The organism is Halomonas sp. 3H, from assembly GCF_024206005.1.
GTDB lineage: Bacteria > Pseudomonadota > Gammaproteobacteria > Pseudomonadales > Halomonadaceae > Halomonas > Halomonas campaniensis.
Window position 1 is genome coordinate 1,895,518 of the sequence record NZ_CP100360.1, and the last position, 14,068, is coordinate 1,909,585.

Sequence of the window (14,068 nt, forward strand, 5' to 3'; positions counted from 1 at the left end):
GCGCCGATGCTGAGCGTGCTGCTGGCCAAGCTGCTCGCCACGGCAGTGGTGGTGGTCGGGGTCTCCCTGGCGGTCGGCAAGCTGGGTCCAAGGCTCGGCGGCATCATCGCCGGCACGCCCATCGTCCTTGGACCCGGCTACTTCTTCATGCTGCAGGAGCATTCCACGGCGTTCATCCAGGCCGCCGCCCTGTCGACCCTGCATGCCCTGGTGGCCACGCTGCTGTTCAGCATCTCCTTCGTGGTGACCGCCGGACGCCTGAACGCCTTGGCCAGTCTGGGCATCGCTACCCTGTGCTGGGTTCCCGCGGCGCTGATCTTCTCGAGGGTGCCAGGGGGAGTCGGGGTGGCGGTGCTGATGTACCTCGCCATGCTGCTGCTGGCCGAGGGAGTCAGGCGGGCCCTGCGCCTGACACAGCCGGTCGTCGTGGCTCGCTCCGGTTGGTTTGACCTGCTGCTGCGCGGACTGCTGGCCGGGGTGCTGGTGAGCGTGGCGACCACCCTGGCGGTGAGATCCGGGCCGCTGCTCTCCGGCATGCTGGTGGGGTTTCCGGTGGGCCTGTTCACCATCGGCTGGACCCTGCATGAGCGTTACGGGGCCGACGTGGCGCGGGCCACGGTGAGCATGGCCCAGAAGGGCATGCTGAGCCTGGTGGCCTTCGGGGTGGTGACTGCGACCCTGGTGGGACATGTGCCGCCGATGATGGTGTTCCTTGGCTCGCTGCTGGCCTCCATGGCCGTCAGCGCCATGCTCTTTCTGGTCAGCCAATGGCAGTTCCGGCGCGACTGTGCGCGCAGGCGGGACGCCATCGGGCCCTGATGGGCCACATCATCGAGAAAACAATGACAAGGAGCCTTGCCCATGGCCAAAGAAGACGTGAATCCATCTGACCCCGCCGCCATCACTGACTCACGCTCCGGCGGGGAGGACGAGCGTCGGATCCTGCGCCGAGACCCCGACCCGCATCTGTTTCGGCCTGTCCAGTTCCGCTCGGTCAGGGCGCGCAACCGGATCATGCTGTCCCCCATGTGCCAGTACTCGGGACGCGAGGGGCTGTCCAATGACTGGCACTTCATGCACCTGGGCGCCCGAGCGGCCGGAGGGGCCGGCTGGGTCTTCACCGAGGCCGTACATGTCGAGCCCAGGGGGAGGATCACCCCGTACTGCCTCGGCCTCTGGAATGACGAGCAGCGCGATCGGCTGGGGCGGATTGCCGCCTTTGTCGAGTCGCAGGGCGCCGTCCCGGGGATCCAGCTGGGCCATGCCGGACGCAAGGCCTCGGTAGGGCGCCCCTGGGAGGGGTCTCACCCCCTGTCGCCCGCCGAGGGTGGGTGGACGGACCTGGTCTCGTCCTCTTCGCTCCCCTATGCCCGGGGTTGGGCGACGCCTGAGGCCATGTCGGTCGACCAGATCCAGGCGTCCCACGCCAGCCTGAAGGCCAGCGTACGCCGTGCCCGGGAGGCGGGCTTCAAGGCCCTGGAACTGCACGGTGCCCATGGCTATCTGATCCATCAGTTCCTGTCGCCGCTGAGCAATCGGCGCGAGGATGGCTATGGCGGCAGCTTCGACCATCGCATCCGCTTCCTGCTCGAATCGATCGACGCGACCCGAGAGGAGTGGCCGGAGGAGTTGCCCCTGTTCCTGCGCCTGTCGTGTACTGACTGGGTCGAGGGAGGCTGGGACCTGGAGCAGACCGTGCGACTCGCTGCCCTGCTGCGAGAGCGGGGGCAGGTCGACCTGATCGACTGCTCATCGGGGGGCAACGATCCGCGCCAGGCCATCCCCATCCATCCCGGCTACCAGATCCCCCTGTCCCAGGCGGTTCGAGATCGGGCCGGGATCGCCACCGGTGCCGTGGGCCTGATCCATAGCCCCGATCTCGCCGAGTCGGTGGTGGCCAACGGACAGGCCGACCTGGTGATCCTCGGTCGTGCCCTGCTGGCTGATCCGGTCTGGCCGCTGAGGGCCGCCGCCGCGCTCAAGGCGCGCAACGTGGAATGGCCGAAGCAGTACGAACGGTCCAACATCTTCTAGGGCCCCGGCATCCATCCGCCTGGCCCCAACCTGCTCGCAAGGAGATCATCCATGACAGCTATCCTGCTCAACGCCGACATGGGAGAGAGCTTTGGCCCCTGGGTGATGGGGATGGATCACGAGGTGATGCCCCACGTCGACCTGGCCAACGTTGCCTGCGGCTTCCACGCCTCGGATCCCGACGTGATCCGCATGACGGTACGCCTGGCCCGCAAGCACGGGGTCAGGGTCGGGGCCCATCCGGCCTATCCCGACATGGTGGGCTTCGGTCGCCGCTCGCTGGCCTGCTCCTCGGAGGAGATCGAGAACCTGGTGCTTTACCAGCTGGGGGCGCTGGCGGGGCTGTGCCGGGCGGAGGGGCTCGCGGTCAGCTATGTGAAGCCCCACGGCGCGCTCTACAACGACATGGCCCGCGACCCGGAGATCCTCTCGGCGGTGATGCGGGCGATCCTGGCCTACGATCCCGCGCTGCCGCTGATGACCATGGCGACCCGGGATACCTCGGCGGTGCGCGAGCTGGCGGCCGAGCACGGTGTCACCCTGTGGTTCGAGGCCTTCGCCGACCGCGCCTATGACGGCGAGGGGCGGCTGGTGTCGCGCCGCGAGGTGGGGGCGGTCCACCATGATCCCGAGGTCATCGTCGACCAGGCGACGCGTATCGCCCGGGGGCTTCCCCTGACCGCCAGCGACGGCAGCGAGTTGGTGCTGTCCGCCGATACCCTCTGCGTGCATGGCGACAACCCCGAGTCCATCGCCGCCGTGAAGGCGATCCGCCAGGCCCTGAGCGACCTCGAGTCGGCCTCATGAACGGTAGCGCTGCCATGAGCCTGCCGCGGATCGAGTCTGCCGGACTCGACGCCTGGCTGGTAAGGCTGTTCGACCGCATCGACGAGGCCAACCTTCCCTGGCTCACCGCCCTGACCCGGCGCTGCGAGGCGGCGTTCGGCGAGGCGCTGGTGGACCTGGTGCCGTCCTACACCACGCTGCTGGTGGTCTTCGATCCGCTGCGCCTGGCCCCGGAAGCGGCGCGTCACCGGCTGGCGCAGCTGCTCCAGGAGCTGGCGCCGGACGAGAACGCGGCGGCGGGGGAGATCCACGAGCTGCCGACCTGGTACGACGCCAGCGTCGGACCGGACCTGGTTCGGGTGGCGGAGCATACCGGGCTCTCCGTCGAGGCGGTGATCGACTGCCACGCCGGCACCGACTATCGCGTCTTCGCCCTGGGCTTTGCCCCCGGCTTCGCCTTCATGGGGCTGCTCGACGCGCGCCTGGAGATGCCGCGGCTCGAGACGCCTCGCCAGCGGGTGCCGGTGAACAGCGTCGCCATCGCCGGGCGCCAGACGGCGGCCTATCCGGCAGTCACCCCAGGGGGCTGGAACCTGCTCGGTCGGACCTCGGCACGGCTCTTCGATCGTGATCGCGACGGCTTCAGCCTGCTGCACGTCGGGGACCGCGTGCGCTTCGTCCCGGTAGACCGGAGGACCTTCGAGTCGCAGGGGGGCGATGCTACCCCCATGGAGGCGGGGCGATGACTGTGGTTGGCAATAAATATACCGTTATCGCATTTCGCGTAACGCGTGCCGGCCCCCTCGCACTGCTGCAGGATGCCGGTCGCTTCGGCGTACGCCGCCTGGGCGTGACCCAGGGCGGGCCGGCGGATGTGCACGGCTGGGCCTGGGCCAACCGCCTGGCGGGGAATGCCTGGGGCACGGCGGCCCTGGAGATCACCTTCGGTGGCCTACACCTGGTCGCCGAGCGCGACCTGACCGTGGCGGTAGCCGGGGCCGACCTGGGCGCAACCCTCGAGGGCGAGCCGCTGGCGCTGTGGCGCCCGGTCAGGATCCGCGAGGGTCAGACCCTCGTCTTCGCCACGCCGGTGAACGGACTGAGGGCCTATCTGGCGGTCGCCGGCGGCTTTCGCGCCGAGCCGGTGCTGGGCAGCGTCAGCTGCGTGGTGCGCGAGGGACTCGGCGGGTTCGACACCCGGGGAAGCAAGCTGGCCGAGGGCGACCGGCTTGCCGTCGGGGAGGGGAGTGGAGAGTCGGTGGCCGAACGCGGCATGCCGGAAACGGCGAGGATCGACTATCGGCAACCGGCCCGGCTGTCGCTGTTGCCCGGTGCCCAGGTGGGGGAGTTCACCGGGACCAGCCTCTACCGGGCCTTCAATGCGGCCTGGCGGGTGGACGACCGTGCCGACCGCATGGGTGTGCGCCTGACCGGTCCGAGGCTGCAGTGTCGCCTCGCCTCGATGATCTCCGAGGGCATCGGCCTGGGGGCGGTGCAGGTGCCGCCGGACGGGCAGCCCATCGCGCTGCTCAATGATCGCCAGACCATCGGGGGCTATCCGCGGCTCGGGGCACTGACGCCGCTTGCCGCCTCGCGGCTCGCCCAGTGCCTGCCCGGCCAGGAGGTCCACCTGGTGGCTGCCTCCCGGGAGCACGCCCTGGACGAGCATCGCCACTTCCTGGCGAGCGTCGGTAAGGGCTGACCCCGGACCGCCTGTTGCGCAGGGTAGGCCGGGGATCAGGCCCCCAGGCCGCTCTCGCGCAGCAGCTGGTCGATGGTGCGTTCGACGCGAGGCGGGTGGGTCCCTTCCAGCAGCAGCTGGGCCTCCAGCCCGGTCAGCCCCTCGGCCAGGCAGCGCTCGATCAGCTCCGCCTTGCCCAGGCCGGTCTGCCGGCACAGCCCATCGAGGCGTTCCTCGAGGTCGCGGGGTAGTCTCAGTAGATGGGGCATGTCGTCGTCTCCATGGGGGCCGTCGGCGAGCGACCTGTATCCAGAAGGTAAGTCGTCGGTCGCCGCCTGTCACCCATGGTGTCGCCGGGTCATGACAGCGGCATGACGATGGCTTGACCCTTCCGGGGCAGGCAGTAGACTGCCTGAGCCTTCTGCCCCGGGACGACCCGGCCGGCATTTCGACCCGCGGGACGACCCGCCCGGCATTTCGACCCGCGGGACGACCCGCCCGGCGTGGATGTTCGCATGACCCTTGCCTGGACCTACCTCGTGATCGCCGGCCTCCTGGAGGTCGCCTGGGCGCTTGGCCTCAAGGCCTCCCAGGGCTTTACTCGCCCGCTGCCCAGCGTGCTTACCGTACTGGCCATGGTGGCCAGCTTCTATCTCCTGGCCCAGGCGATGCGGGTGCTGCCGGTGGGCACGGCCTATGCGATCTGGGTGGGCATCGGGGCCATGGGGACCGTGGTCCTGGGGATGCTGATCTACGGCGACAGCGCCTCGCCGCTGCGCCTGGTCAGCCTGGTACTGATCCTGGCCGGCCTGGTGGGACTCAAGCTGGCCGGCTGATCAGGCCAGCCCTCGGCGCTTCATCACCTCGGTGATGATCGGCACCGGGGTCATCAGGTGCTCGCGCATCATCTCGGCGGCCTCATCGCTCTTCCTGGCCAGGATCACCTCGACCAGGGCCGCATGCTCCTGGCGCTTGCGCGCCAGGGCCTCCTCCGAGAAGACCGTCTCCTGCAGCCAGAGGTGGCGATAGCGCTCCACCTGGTCGAACAGGCTCTCGCGCACCTGGATCAGGTGGGGGGAGCGGCATCCGCTGGCGATCGCCGTGTGGAAGGCCTTGTGGCGAGTGTCCCACACCTCCAGCAGCTCGTCGGGCGAGTTGACCTCCATCACCTTGGCGAGGGTATGGACGCGGGCCAGGATCTCGGCCTCCCAGCTGTCGTCGCCGCGCTCGATGGCCAGCTTGAGCACCAGCCCCTCGATCTGGGCGCGGGCGTCGTAGAGGTCGGCGAGTTCGGCCAGCGACATCGGGGCCACCCGGTAGCCACGCTGGCTGATGGCCACCACCAGGCGCTCGGCCACCAGCTGGGAGAGCGCCTCGCGAAGCGGGCCGACGCCCAGGTTGTAGCGCTCCTTGAGGCGGCTCATCAGCAGCTTCTCGCCGGGCTGGAAGGCACCACGGATGATGTCGCTCTTGAGCCAGTGGTAGGCACTGATGCCGAGGTTCTGCTTGGGGATGGTGTCCATGAGGTGATCATTCCCTGTGATTGACTGCCATGATAGCCGAACATCGCCACTCGTGATAATCGGGCTGTCCAGGGCTGGAATGTTGGCAATCGGTCTGAGTGGTGGATATTCTGGCGGGATTTCCCTTCCCGACTCAATCCCGGTTCCGGACCAGCGAGGTGTGCCGTGTACGACTTCATCATCATCGGCGGGGGCATCCTGGGCATGTCCACCGCTATGCAGCTGGCCGAGCGCTATCCCGACCGCCGGATGCTGCTGCTGGAGAAGGAGGAGGGACCGGCTCGCCACCAGACCGGACACAACAGCGGGGTGATCCACGCCGGCGTCTACTACACCCCGGGCAGCCTGAAGGCGCGCTTCTGCCTGGAGGGCAACCGGGCGACCAAGGCCTTCTGCGAGCGGCATGCCATTCCCTACGACGAGTGTGGCAAGCTGCTGGTGGCGACCAGCGAGCTCGAAAGGGAGCGCATGCGCGCGCTCTGGGAGCGCACCGCAGCCAACGGGCTGGAGCGCGAGTGGCTCGAGGCCGATGCGCTGCGCGAACGCGAGCCTAACATCCGGGGGCTCGGCGCGATCTTCGTGCCCTCCACCGGCATCGTCGACTATGCCCGGGTGACCGAGGCCATGGCGACGGAGTTCGAGCGTCGCGGCGGCCAGGTGGCCTACGGCCACCGGGTCACCGGCCTCGAGGAGCGCCACGGTGAGGTGGTGGTGTCCACCTCGGCGGGGGAGTTCAGCTGCCGCTACCTGATCTCCTGCTCAGGCCTGATGGCCGACCGGGTGGTGAGGATGCTCGGCCGCGACCCGGGCTTCACCATCTGCCCCTTCCGCGGGGAGTACTATCGCCTGCCGGCGCAGCACAACCATATCGTCAACCACCTGATCTACCCGATTCCCGACCCCGCCATGCCGTTTCTTGGCGTCCACCTCACGCGGATGATCGATGGCAGCGTGACGGTCGGGCCCAATGCGGTGCTGGCCTTCAAGCGCGAGGGCTATCGCAAGATTGATCTGTCGCTGCCCGACATGGCGCGGATGTTTACCAACCCCGGCATCCTCAAGGTGCTAGGGGCCAACCTGCGGCCGGGACTCCGGGAATTACGCAATTCGCTGTTCAAGTCGGGCTATCTCGAGGAGGTCCGTAAGTACTGCCCGAGCCTGACCCTCGAGGACCTGGGGGAGTACCCGGCCGGGGTGCGGGCCCAGGCGGTGTCGCGGGATGGGCGCCTCATCGACGACTTCCTGTTCGTCAACACCCGTCGCACCGTGAACGTCTGCAACGCGCCGTCCCCGGCTGCCACCTCGGCCCTGCCGATCGGTGCCCACATCGTCGCCCGGGTTCAGGAGCAGGTCGAGGCGTGAGGGCGCCTCACCGGGCGTCGATGACCCCGTGGCTCCACTCGACCAGCGCTTCGGCGAGGCGGTCGGCGGCACGGCCGAAGGCCTCGACCACCGCCTCGACCGCCACTCCCTCGCTGGGTTCGCGCACCTCGAAGCGACGACTGGCCAGCAGCCGCCGCTGCGCCTCGTCCTCCAGCCGGACATCCAGGCGGATCACCACCTCGGGGCTGCCCGCCACGTACTCGCTGTGGAAGGCCCGCAGGTCACTGGCCAGGGCCACGTCCGTCTCGAGACGCCCGCTCTCGTCGAGCACGGCGGTCAGGTAGCCCGCCTCCAGAAAGGCCTCGATCACCCGGTCACGCAGCAGCGTCGGCGCCTGGTCGCTCCAGCGTGCGCCCTCGTAGACGCTGATCCTCTGGGAGGTGGGCATCACCAGGATGCGCGAGCCCGAGAGGAGGGCGTTGGCCTCGGGGGTCTCGACCCGCAGCGTCGCGTCGATCGAGGCGCGACTCGAGGGCTCGGCCGACGTGACTGGCAGGACATGGATCTGCAAGGGGGCGCGCTCCGGTAGGACCGAGCATGCCGGGAGGGCGAGGAACAGGGCGGCGATCAGGGCCGTGCGGGTCATGGCGAAAACTCCTCGATCGGTTCACGGCCCAGCAGGAAGTCGGAGGGGCTCTCCTCGAGCCGTCGCGTGATGCGACTGAGATTGCCCAGGGTGCTGCGAAGCTCGCGCATGGCAGGGCCGAGGTCGCCGAAGCCCTGCATGCCGCGATCCAGCGCTCCCTGATTCTGCTCGAGGAGCCGCTCGAGGCGTCGGGTGGCTCCTTCCAGGGTGGTCATCGCCTGGCCGGCGCTGTCCACGGCCTCGCGCCCCTGCTGGTCGACCAGGCTGCCGGCGCTCTCTCCCAGGCGGGTGAGGGCCTGCAGCAGGTCGCTGGCCTCCCGGCTCAGCCGCTCGACGATGCCGACGATCTCGCCGAGTTCCCCGCTGCGATCCGCCAGTTCGCCGCTGAGCTGGTCCAGGTTGGCCAGGATACTGTCGATGCGCCGGGTGTTCTCCTCGGAGAGCAGGCGGTTGGCGTTGACCAGCAGCTGGTTGAGGCCTCCCACCAGGGTCTCGCCGTCGGCCAGCAGCGAGCTGAACGGTGAGGGCTCGGCCATGATCAGCGGCGGGTTCTGCCGGTCGCCTCGCAGGCGGGGGCTCTCGGGGCTGCCGCCCTGGAGCTGGATGCTCATGCTGCCGGTGATGTTGGCCAGTGCCAGGCTGGCGCGGGTGTCCTCGCGGATGGGGATGCTGTCGTCGATGCGGATCCTCGCCCTGACCAGGCGCGGGTCATCGGGGTCGAGGTGCAGGTCGGCGACGTCGCCGACCCGTATGCCGCTGAAGAGCACGGCATTCCCGGTGTCCAGGCCGCTCACCGGGCGGTCGAAGCCGACCTCGTAGAAGGTGTACTGGCGGTCGGCGTCGGCGCGGCCGAGCCATAGCGCGAAGAGCAGGGCGGCGGCGACGGCGATCACGGTGAACAGGCCGATCACCAGGTGGTGGGCTCGGGTTTCCATCAGTCAGCCTCCGAAGGATGAGCGGCGTGATGCGCCGCCCGGCCGCGCGGGCCGTGGAAATAGTCGCGGATCCAGGCGTCGTCGCTGGCCTCGACGACCGATAGGCGGTCGGCCACCAGCACGCGCCGCTGGGACAGCACGGCCACCCGGTCGCAGGCCGTGTAGAGCGTATCGAGGTCGTGGGTGACCAGGAAGACGGTGAGACCCATGGCGTCGCGCAGCGTCATGATCAGCCGGTCGAAGTCGGCGGCGCCGATCGGGTCCAGTCCGGCGGTGGGCTCATCCAGAAACAGCACCTCGGGATCCAGCGCCAGGGCCCGGGCCAGGGCGGCCCGCTTGATCATGCCCCCGGAGAGCTCCGAGGGCATCTTCAGCGCGGCATCGGGGGGTAGGCCCGCCAGGGCCAGCTTCAGGCGCCCGAGGGCCTCGGCGTCGCCCCGTGGGAGCCTGGCATGCTCGATCAGCGGCAGGGCAACGTTCTCCTGCAGGTTCAGCGAGGAGAAGAGCGCCCCGCGCTGGAAGAGCACGCCGAAGCGCTGCTCCAGCCGCGAGCGCTGGCGGCTCGGCAGCTGCTGCAGGTCCTCGCCGAACACCTCCACGCTGCCGCCGTCGGGGCGCTTGAGCCCCACGATGCTGCGCAGCAGCACCGACTTGCCGGTGCCCGAGCCCCCCACCACGCCGAGGATCTCGCCACGCCGGATATCCAGGTCCAGGTCTTCGTGGACCACGTGGCTGCCGAAGCGGTTGACCAGCCCGCGCACCCGGATCACGGCTTCCTCGGCGCGGATCACCAGCCCATCTCCATGAAGAACAGCGCGGCCACGGCGTCGAGGAGGATCACCATGAAGATCGACTGCACCACGCTGGAGGTGGTGTGCTCGCCCACCGAGCGGGCGCTGCCGCTGACCTTGAAGCCCTCCAGGCAGCCGATCACCGCGATCAGGAAGGCGAACAGCGGTGCCTTGCCTATGCCCACCAGGAAGTGGTTGAGGGGGATGTCGCGCTGCAGGATGGCGATGAACTGCACCATCGGGATATCGAGCATCAGCTGGCAGACCATGGCGCCGCCCAGGATGCCGCTGAGCATGCCGACGAAGGTGAGGATCGGCAGGGTCACCATCATCGCCAGCAGGCGCGGCAGCACCAGCAGCTCGATCGGGTCGAGTCCCAGGGCGCGGATGGCGTCGACCTCCTCATTGGCCTTCATGGAACCGATCTGGGCGGTGAAGGCGCTGGCGGTGCGGCCCGCGAGCAGGATGGCGGCCAGCAGCACGCCGAACTCGCGAAGGAAGGCGAAGGCCACCAGGTTGACGGTGTAGATGGTCGCGCCGAAGTCGCGCAGCACGGTGGCACCCAGGAAGGCCACCACCGCGCCCACCAGGAAGGTGAGCAGGGCGACGATGGGCACGGCGTTGAGGCCGGTCTGGTGGATATGGGAAATCAGCGAGGTGATCCGCCAGCGCCAGGGGCGCAGCAGCGAGACCATGAGGGCGGCCAGGGTCAGGCCCATGAAGCCCAGCAGCTGTCTTTGCTGCTGCCACAGGGCATGAATCTGTTCGCCCAGGTCCACCAGCATGTCGGCCAGGGGCGAGGCGCGGCGGCGCTCGGGCGTCAGCGGCGCCTCCAGGGCGCCGGCTACGGTCTCGAGCAGGGCCTGGCGCTCGGCGGGCAGGTGCGGCGCCCAGTCGCGGATCCGCTTGACCCGCTCGGCGCCGAGCAGTTCGACCAGCAGGCTGGCGCCGGCGGTGTCCAGGCCGGTCAGCTCGCCGAGTTCCACCGACCCGGTGTCGATGTCGCGGGGACCACCCGCGACCTGGGCCTTCAGCGCGGCATGATGGGCCAGGGTCCAGTGGCCGGAGATATGCAGGTGGCCCGAACGGACGTCGAGTCGGCCGGGCGAGGCGTCGGTCGAGGCCATGGCGTGACGTTTCCTTGCCGATGAGTTCCCTGAGTTGACGGCTCCATCATAGCCGCTCGGCGCCGGCATGTATGCCCGCCGCTCACGACTCCGGCGGGTGGGAGAGCGCCTGCCAGGCGGCATAGGTGCTGAGGAACACCCGGCCGGTGATGTCATCGAGGAAATCGCTGCGCTTGAGGTGATCCATCACCGGCCCCTTGACCTCGGCCAGGTGCAGGGTCACGTCGGCGTCCCTGAGGCGGGCGTTGGTGGCATCCAGGCTCTCCAGCGCCGAGGCGTCGATCAGGTTGACCGCCGAGCAGATCAGCACCACGTGCTCGAGCCCGGGGTGACGGACCACCAGGGCATGGAGGGTATCCTCCAGGTAGCGGGCATTGGCGAAGTAGAGGCTCTCGTCGATGCGCAGGAAGGCCACGTGGCCCAGGGTCTCGACCTCGTGGCGCTCGACGCTGCGAAAGTGCTCGGTGCCGGGGATACGCCCGACGATGGCGCTGTGGGGGCGGCTGGTGCGGTAGAGGAAGAGTCCGATGGAGAGCACCACGCCGCTGATGATGCCGGCCTCGACCCCTTCCACCAGGGTCAGCAGGATGGTGATCGCCATGGCCGAGAAGTCGCTGCGCGAATAGCGCCATGTCTGGCGGATCATCGGCAGGTCTACCAGGGTCAGGATCGCCACGATGATCGTCGCGGCCAGGGTGGCGATGGGCAGGTGATGGAGCAGGGGGGTGAACAGCAGGGTGACCAGGCCGATGCCCAGGGCCGCGAAGAGTCCTGCCATGGGCGTCTGGGCGCCGGCCTCGTCGTTGATCACGGTGCGCGACAGCCCGCCGGTGACCGGCATGCCGGCGGAGAACGCCGCGGCCAGGTTGGCCCCGCCCAGGCCGATCAGCTCCTGATTGGGCGAGATGCGCTGGCGGCGCCGAGCGGCCAGCATCTGGGCCATGGAGATCGACTCCACGAAGCCCACCACGCTGATCAGCAGGGCCGGCACCAGCAGCGCTCGCCACAGCTCGAGTTCGAACAGCGGCAGCGTCAGCGGCGGGATCCCGGCGGGGATGGCGCCAATCACCGCCACGCCCCGCTCGGCCAGCGAGAAGTGCCAGGTGAGCGCGGTGGTGGCCACCACGGCCAGCACCGGGCCGGCGCGGGTCAGCAGGGTGGCGGTGGCAGCCGCCAGCCCCAGGCGCTGGAGCAGGGACTGGCCGTGGCGGCGCATGGCAATCAGGAACAGCAGGGTGCCGACCCCGATGGCCAGGGTAGGCCAGTGGGTCTGCGCCAGGTTGCCCGCCATGCTGACGAGCAGCGCGGTGACCGTATAGCCGCTGGCCGGGATCCCCAGCAGGTGAGCGGCCTGGCTGGCGGCGATCAGCACCGCCGAGGCCGACAGGAAGCCGGCGATCACCGGGTGGCTGAGGAAGTTGGCGAAGAACCCCAGGCGCAGCAGACCCATGGCCACCAGCATGGCGCCGGAGAGCAGCGACAGCACCAGGGCCGCCGCCAGGTAGTCGGGACTGCCGGGGGCGGAAACGCCGGACAGGGCGGCGCCGGTCATCAGGGCGATGATCGCCACCGGACCTACCGCCAGGGTGCGGCTGGTGCCGAGCAGGGCGTAGAGCACCGCCGGCAGGATGCTGGCATAGAGCCCCACCACCGCCGGCAGCCCGGCGAGGATGGCGTAGGCCAGGGACTGGGGAATCACCATCACGGTGACGATCACGCCGGCCAGCAGGTCGGCGCCGAGCAGCCGTCGGTGGTAGTGGGGCAGCCAGGTCAGGACTGGCAGGTAGCGCTTGAGCATCCGTTCAGGCACCGTCGGGGGATATAACGCTAGAGACTAAACGATATTAGTGGTGACGTTCAGAGTTGGTTAGCATCAGGTGAAATATCCTCGTTGACCTTATCCGTCCACAACAACCGCAAGGACACCCCATGAAGCGCGAAACCATTGCCCTGCACCACGGCTATGCCCCCGATGACCAGCACTCGGTGGCGGTGCCGATCCACCAGACCACCTCGTTCTCCTTCGACAGCGCCCAGCACGCGGCGGATCTCTTCGACCTCAAGGTCGAGGGCAACATCTACTCGCGGATCATGAACCCCACCTGTGCGGTGCTCGAGCAGCGCGTGGCGGCCCTGGAGGGCGGGCTCGCCGGCCTCGCCGTGGCCTCGGGCATGGCCGCCATCACCTATGCCATCCAGACCATCGCCGAGGCGGGCGACAACATCGTCTCGATCAGCGAGCTCTACGGCGGCACCTACAACCTCTTCGCCCACACCCTGCCGCGCCAGGGGATCGAGGTGCGCTTCGCCGACAAGGACGACCTGTCAGGCATCGAGGGGCTGATCGACGCGCGCACCAAGGCGGTCTTCTGCGAGACGGTGGGCAACCCCTCGGGCAGCGTGGTGGACCTGAAGGCCCTCGCCGAGGTCGCCCATCGCCACGGCGTGCCGGTGATCGTCGACAATACCGTGCCGACGCCCTTCCTGTGGCGCCCCATCGAGCACGGGGCCGACATCGTCATCCACTCCGCCACCAAGTACATGGGCGGCCATGGCACCACCGTAGGCGGGGTGATCGTCGACTCCGGCAAGTTCCCCTGGGCGGACTACCCCGAGCGCTTCCCGCTGCTCAACGAGCCCGACGTCTCCTATCACGGCGTCTGCTATACCCGTGACCTGGGCGAGGCGGCCTTTATCGGTCGCGCCCGGGTCGTGCCGCTGCGCAACATGGGGGCGGCGCTCTCCGCCCAGGCGGCCTGGAACCTGCTCCAGGGGCTCGAGACGCTGTCACTGCGCATCGAGCGCATCTGCGACAACGCCCAGCGGGTGGCCGAGTACCTGGAGGGGCATCCCTCGGTGACCTGGGTGAAGTACGCCGGCCTGAAGAGCCACAAGGACCATGGGCTGGCCAGGGAGTACATGGGGGGACGCGCCTCGGGGATCCTCAGCTTCGGCATCCAGGGAGGCCGCGAGGCCGGGGCGCGCTTCTATGACGCCCTGGGCATGATCCTGCGCCTGGTCAACATCGGCGATGCCAAGACCTGCTCGTCGATTCCGGCCTCCACCACCCACCGCCAGCTCAACGACGAGGAGCTCGTCGCCGCCGGCGTCACGCCGGACATGGTGCGCCTCTCCATCGGTATCGAGCACATCGACGATATCCTTGCCGACCTGGACCAGGCGCTGGCCGCCAGCCAGCGCTGAGCACCTCTTCCCTGCCGG

15 protein-coding genes are annotated in these 14,068 nt (G+C 69.0%); 8 read left to right on the forward strand and 7 right to left on the reverse strand.

The features are described from left to right. Positions 1-6 precede the first annotated feature (6 nt). From NFC98_RS08780 to NFC98_RS08800, 5 genes are read left to right on the forward strand one after another with little or no spacing between them, the layout of a single operon-like run. Positions 7-819 carry a hypothetical protein gene (locus NFC98_RS08780; protein ID WP_254277698.1) on the forward strand — a complete coding sequence of 271 codons (813 nt, stop codon included), beginning with the start codon at positions 7-9 and terminating at the stop codon, positions 817-819. A 42-nt stretch (positions 820-861) separates the two neighbouring features. Beyond that, positions 862-2,034, forward strand: coding sequence for an NADH:flavin oxidoreductase/NADH oxidase (locus tag NFC98_RS08785; protein ID WP_254277699.1), 1,173 nt, complete (start codon positions 862-864; stop codon positions 2,032-2,034). 51 nt (positions 2,035-2,085) lie between these two features. Continuing rightward, entirely contained in the window at positions 2,086-2,841 is a 756-nt protein-coding gene (locus tag NFC98_RS08790; protein ID WP_254277700.1) for a 5-oxoprolinase subunit PxpA, read from the forward strand. Continuing rightward, positions 2,838-3,566, forward strand: a complete 729-nt coding sequence (pxpB, locus tag NFC98_RS08795) for a 5-oxoprolinase subunit PxpB (protein ID WP_254277701.1) — start codon at positions 2,838-2,840, stop codon at positions 3,564-3,566. Before NFC98_RS08790 ends, pxpB begins: the two co-directional genes overlap by 4 nt. Further along, positions 3,563-4,522 (forward strand): biotin-dependent carboxyltransferase family protein, encoded by a 960-nt coding sequence (locus tag NFC98_RS08800; RefSeq protein WP_254277702.1) that lies wholly within the window; start codon positions 3,563-3,565, stop codon positions 4,520-4,522. Before pxpB ends, NFC98_RS08800 begins: the two co-directional genes overlap by 4 nt. A 35-nt stretch (positions 4,523-4,557) precedes the next feature. Here the strand turns inward: NFC98_RS08800 and NFC98_RS08805 are convergent, their stop codons facing one another. After that, positions 4,558-4,770, reverse strand: a complete 213-nt coding sequence (locus NFC98_RS08805) for a ribbon-helix-helix protein, CopG family (protein WP_254277703.1) — start codon at positions 4,768-4,770, stop codon at positions 4,558-4,560. Between the two features lie 246 nt (positions 4,771-5,016). On the opposite strand from NFC98_RS08805, the gene sugE reads away from it, so the two are divergent. Next, entirely contained in the window at positions 5,017-5,337 is a 321-nt protein-coding gene (gene sugE, locus NFC98_RS08810; protein ID WP_254277704.1) for a quaternary ammonium compound efflux SMR transporter SugE, read from the forward strand. Here sugE and csiR read toward each other — a convergent pair whose 3' ends face one another. Further along, positions 5,338-6,024 carry a DNA-binding transcriptional regulator CsiR gene (gene csiR, locus NFC98_RS08815; protein WP_254277705.1) on the reverse strand — a complete coding sequence of 229 codons (687 nt, stop codon included), beginning with the start codon at positions 6,022-6,024 and terminating at the stop codon, positions 5,338-5,340. It abuts the gene before it with no gap. 165 nt (positions 6,025-6,189) lie between these two features. Here csiR and lhgO point away from each other — a divergent pair, with 165 nt between their 5' ends. Next, a complete protein-coding gene (gene lhgO, locus NFC98_RS08820) occupies positions 6,190-7,386 on the forward strand; it encodes an L-2-hydroxyglutarate oxidase (protein WP_254277706.1) in 1,197 nt (398 codons plus the stop codon). Between the two features lie 7 nt (positions 7,387-7,393). Here lhgO and NFC98_RS08825 read toward each other — a convergent pair whose 3' ends face one another. The 5 genes from NFC98_RS08825 to NFC98_RS08845 form a co-directional block, all read right to left on the reverse strand. Further along, positions 7,394-7,993 (reverse strand): ABC-type transport auxiliary lipoprotein family protein, encoded by a 600-nt coding sequence (locus tag NFC98_RS08825; protein WP_254277707.1) that lies wholly within the window; start codon positions 7,991-7,993, stop codon positions 7,394-7,396. Continuing rightward, entirely contained in the window at positions 7,990-8,928 is a 939-nt protein-coding gene (locus NFC98_RS08830) for an MlaD family protein (protein WP_254277708.1), read from the reverse strand. The genes NFC98_RS08825 and NFC98_RS08830 overlap by 4 nt, the downstream gene beginning before the upstream one ends. Continuing rightward, on the reverse strand, positions 8,928-9,716 hold the full coding sequence (locus tag NFC98_RS08835) for an ABC transporter ATP-binding protein (RefSeq protein WP_254277815.1): 789 nt from the start codon (positions 9,714-9,716) through the stop codon (positions 8,928-8,930). The genes NFC98_RS08830 and NFC98_RS08835 overlap by 1 nt, the downstream gene beginning before the upstream one ends. Then, a complete protein-coding gene (locus NFC98_RS08840) occupies positions 9,716-10,846 on the reverse strand; it encodes an ABC transporter permease (protein ID WP_254277709.1) in 1,131 nt (376 codons plus the stop codon). The genes NFC98_RS08835 and NFC98_RS08840 overlap by 1 nt, the downstream gene beginning before the upstream one ends. 82 nt (positions 10,847-10,928) lie before the next feature. Beyond that, the gene (locus NFC98_RS08845) at positions 10,929-12,644 is read right to left on the reverse strand and encodes a SulP family inorganic anion transporter (RefSeq protein ID WP_254277710.1); all 1,716 of its coding nucleotides are present in this window, start codon (positions 12,642-12,644) and stop codon (positions 10,929-10,931) included. Between the two features lie 131 nt (positions 12,645-12,775). Here NFC98_RS08845 and NFC98_RS08850 point away from each other — a divergent pair, with 131 nt between their 5' ends. Beyond that, positions 12,776-14,050: an O-acetylhomoserine aminocarboxypropyltransferase/cysteine synthase family protein gene (locus NFC98_RS08850; RefSeq protein WP_254277711.1), complete on the forward strand. Its 1,275-nt coding sequence runs from the start codon at positions 12,776-12,778 to the stop codon at positions 14,048-14,050. The last annotated feature ends 18 nt before the right edge of the window (positions 14,051-14,068 follow it).

Bases quoted from the DNA above. Each gene is read 5' to 3' on its own strand.
- NFC98_RS08780 (WP_254277698.1), top strand. From the start codon at position 7: ATGCTGAGCGTGCTGCTGGCCAAGCTGCTCGCCACGGCAGTGGTGGTG.
- NFC98_RS08785 (WP_254277699.1), top strand. From the start codon at position 862: ATGGCCAAAGAAGACGTGAATCCATCTGACCCCGCCGCCATCACTGAC.
- NFC98_RS08790 (WP_254277700.1), top strand. From the start codon at position 2,086: ATGACAGCTATCCTGCTCAACGCCGACATGGGAGAGAGCTTTGGCCCC.
- pxpB (WP_254277701.1), top strand. From the start codon at position 2,838: ATGAACGGTAGCGCTGCCATGAGCCTGCCGCGGATCGAGTCTGCCGGA.
- NFC98_RS08800 (WP_254277702.1), top strand. From the start codon at position 3,563: ATGACTGTGGTTGGCAATAAATATACCGTTATCGCATTTCGCGTAACG.
- NFC98_RS08805 (WP_254277703.1), bottom strand. From the start codon at position 4,770: ATGCCCCATCTACTGAGACTACCCCGCGACCTCGAGGAACGCCTCGAT.
- sugE (WP_254277704.1), top strand. From the start codon at position 5,017: ATGACCCTTGCCTGGACCTACCTCGTGATCGCCGGCCTCCTGGAGGTC.
- csiR (WP_254277705.1), bottom strand. From the start codon at position 6,024: ATGGACACCATCCCCAAGCAGAACCTCGGCATCAGTGCCTACCACTGG.
- NFC98_RS08825 (WP_254277707.1), bottom strand. From the start codon at position 7,993: ATGACCCGCACGGCCCTGATCGCCGCCCTGTTCCTCGCCCTCCCGGCA.
- NFC98_RS08830 (WP_254277708.1), bottom strand. From the start codon at position 8,928: ATGGAAACCCGAGCCCACCACCTGGTGATCGGCCTGTTCACCGTGATC.
- NFC98_RS08840 (WP_254277709.1), bottom strand. From the start codon at position 10,846: ATGGCCTCGACCGACGCCTCGCCCGGCCGACTCGACGTCCGTTCGGGC.
- NFC98_RS08845 (WP_254277710.1), bottom strand. From the start codon at position 12,644: ATGCTCAAGCGCTACCTGCCAGTCCTGACCTGGCTGCCCCACTACCAC.
- NFC98_RS08850 (WP_254277711.1), top strand. From the start codon at position 12,776: ATGAAGCGCGAAACCATTGCCCTGCACCACGGCTATGCCCCCGATGAC.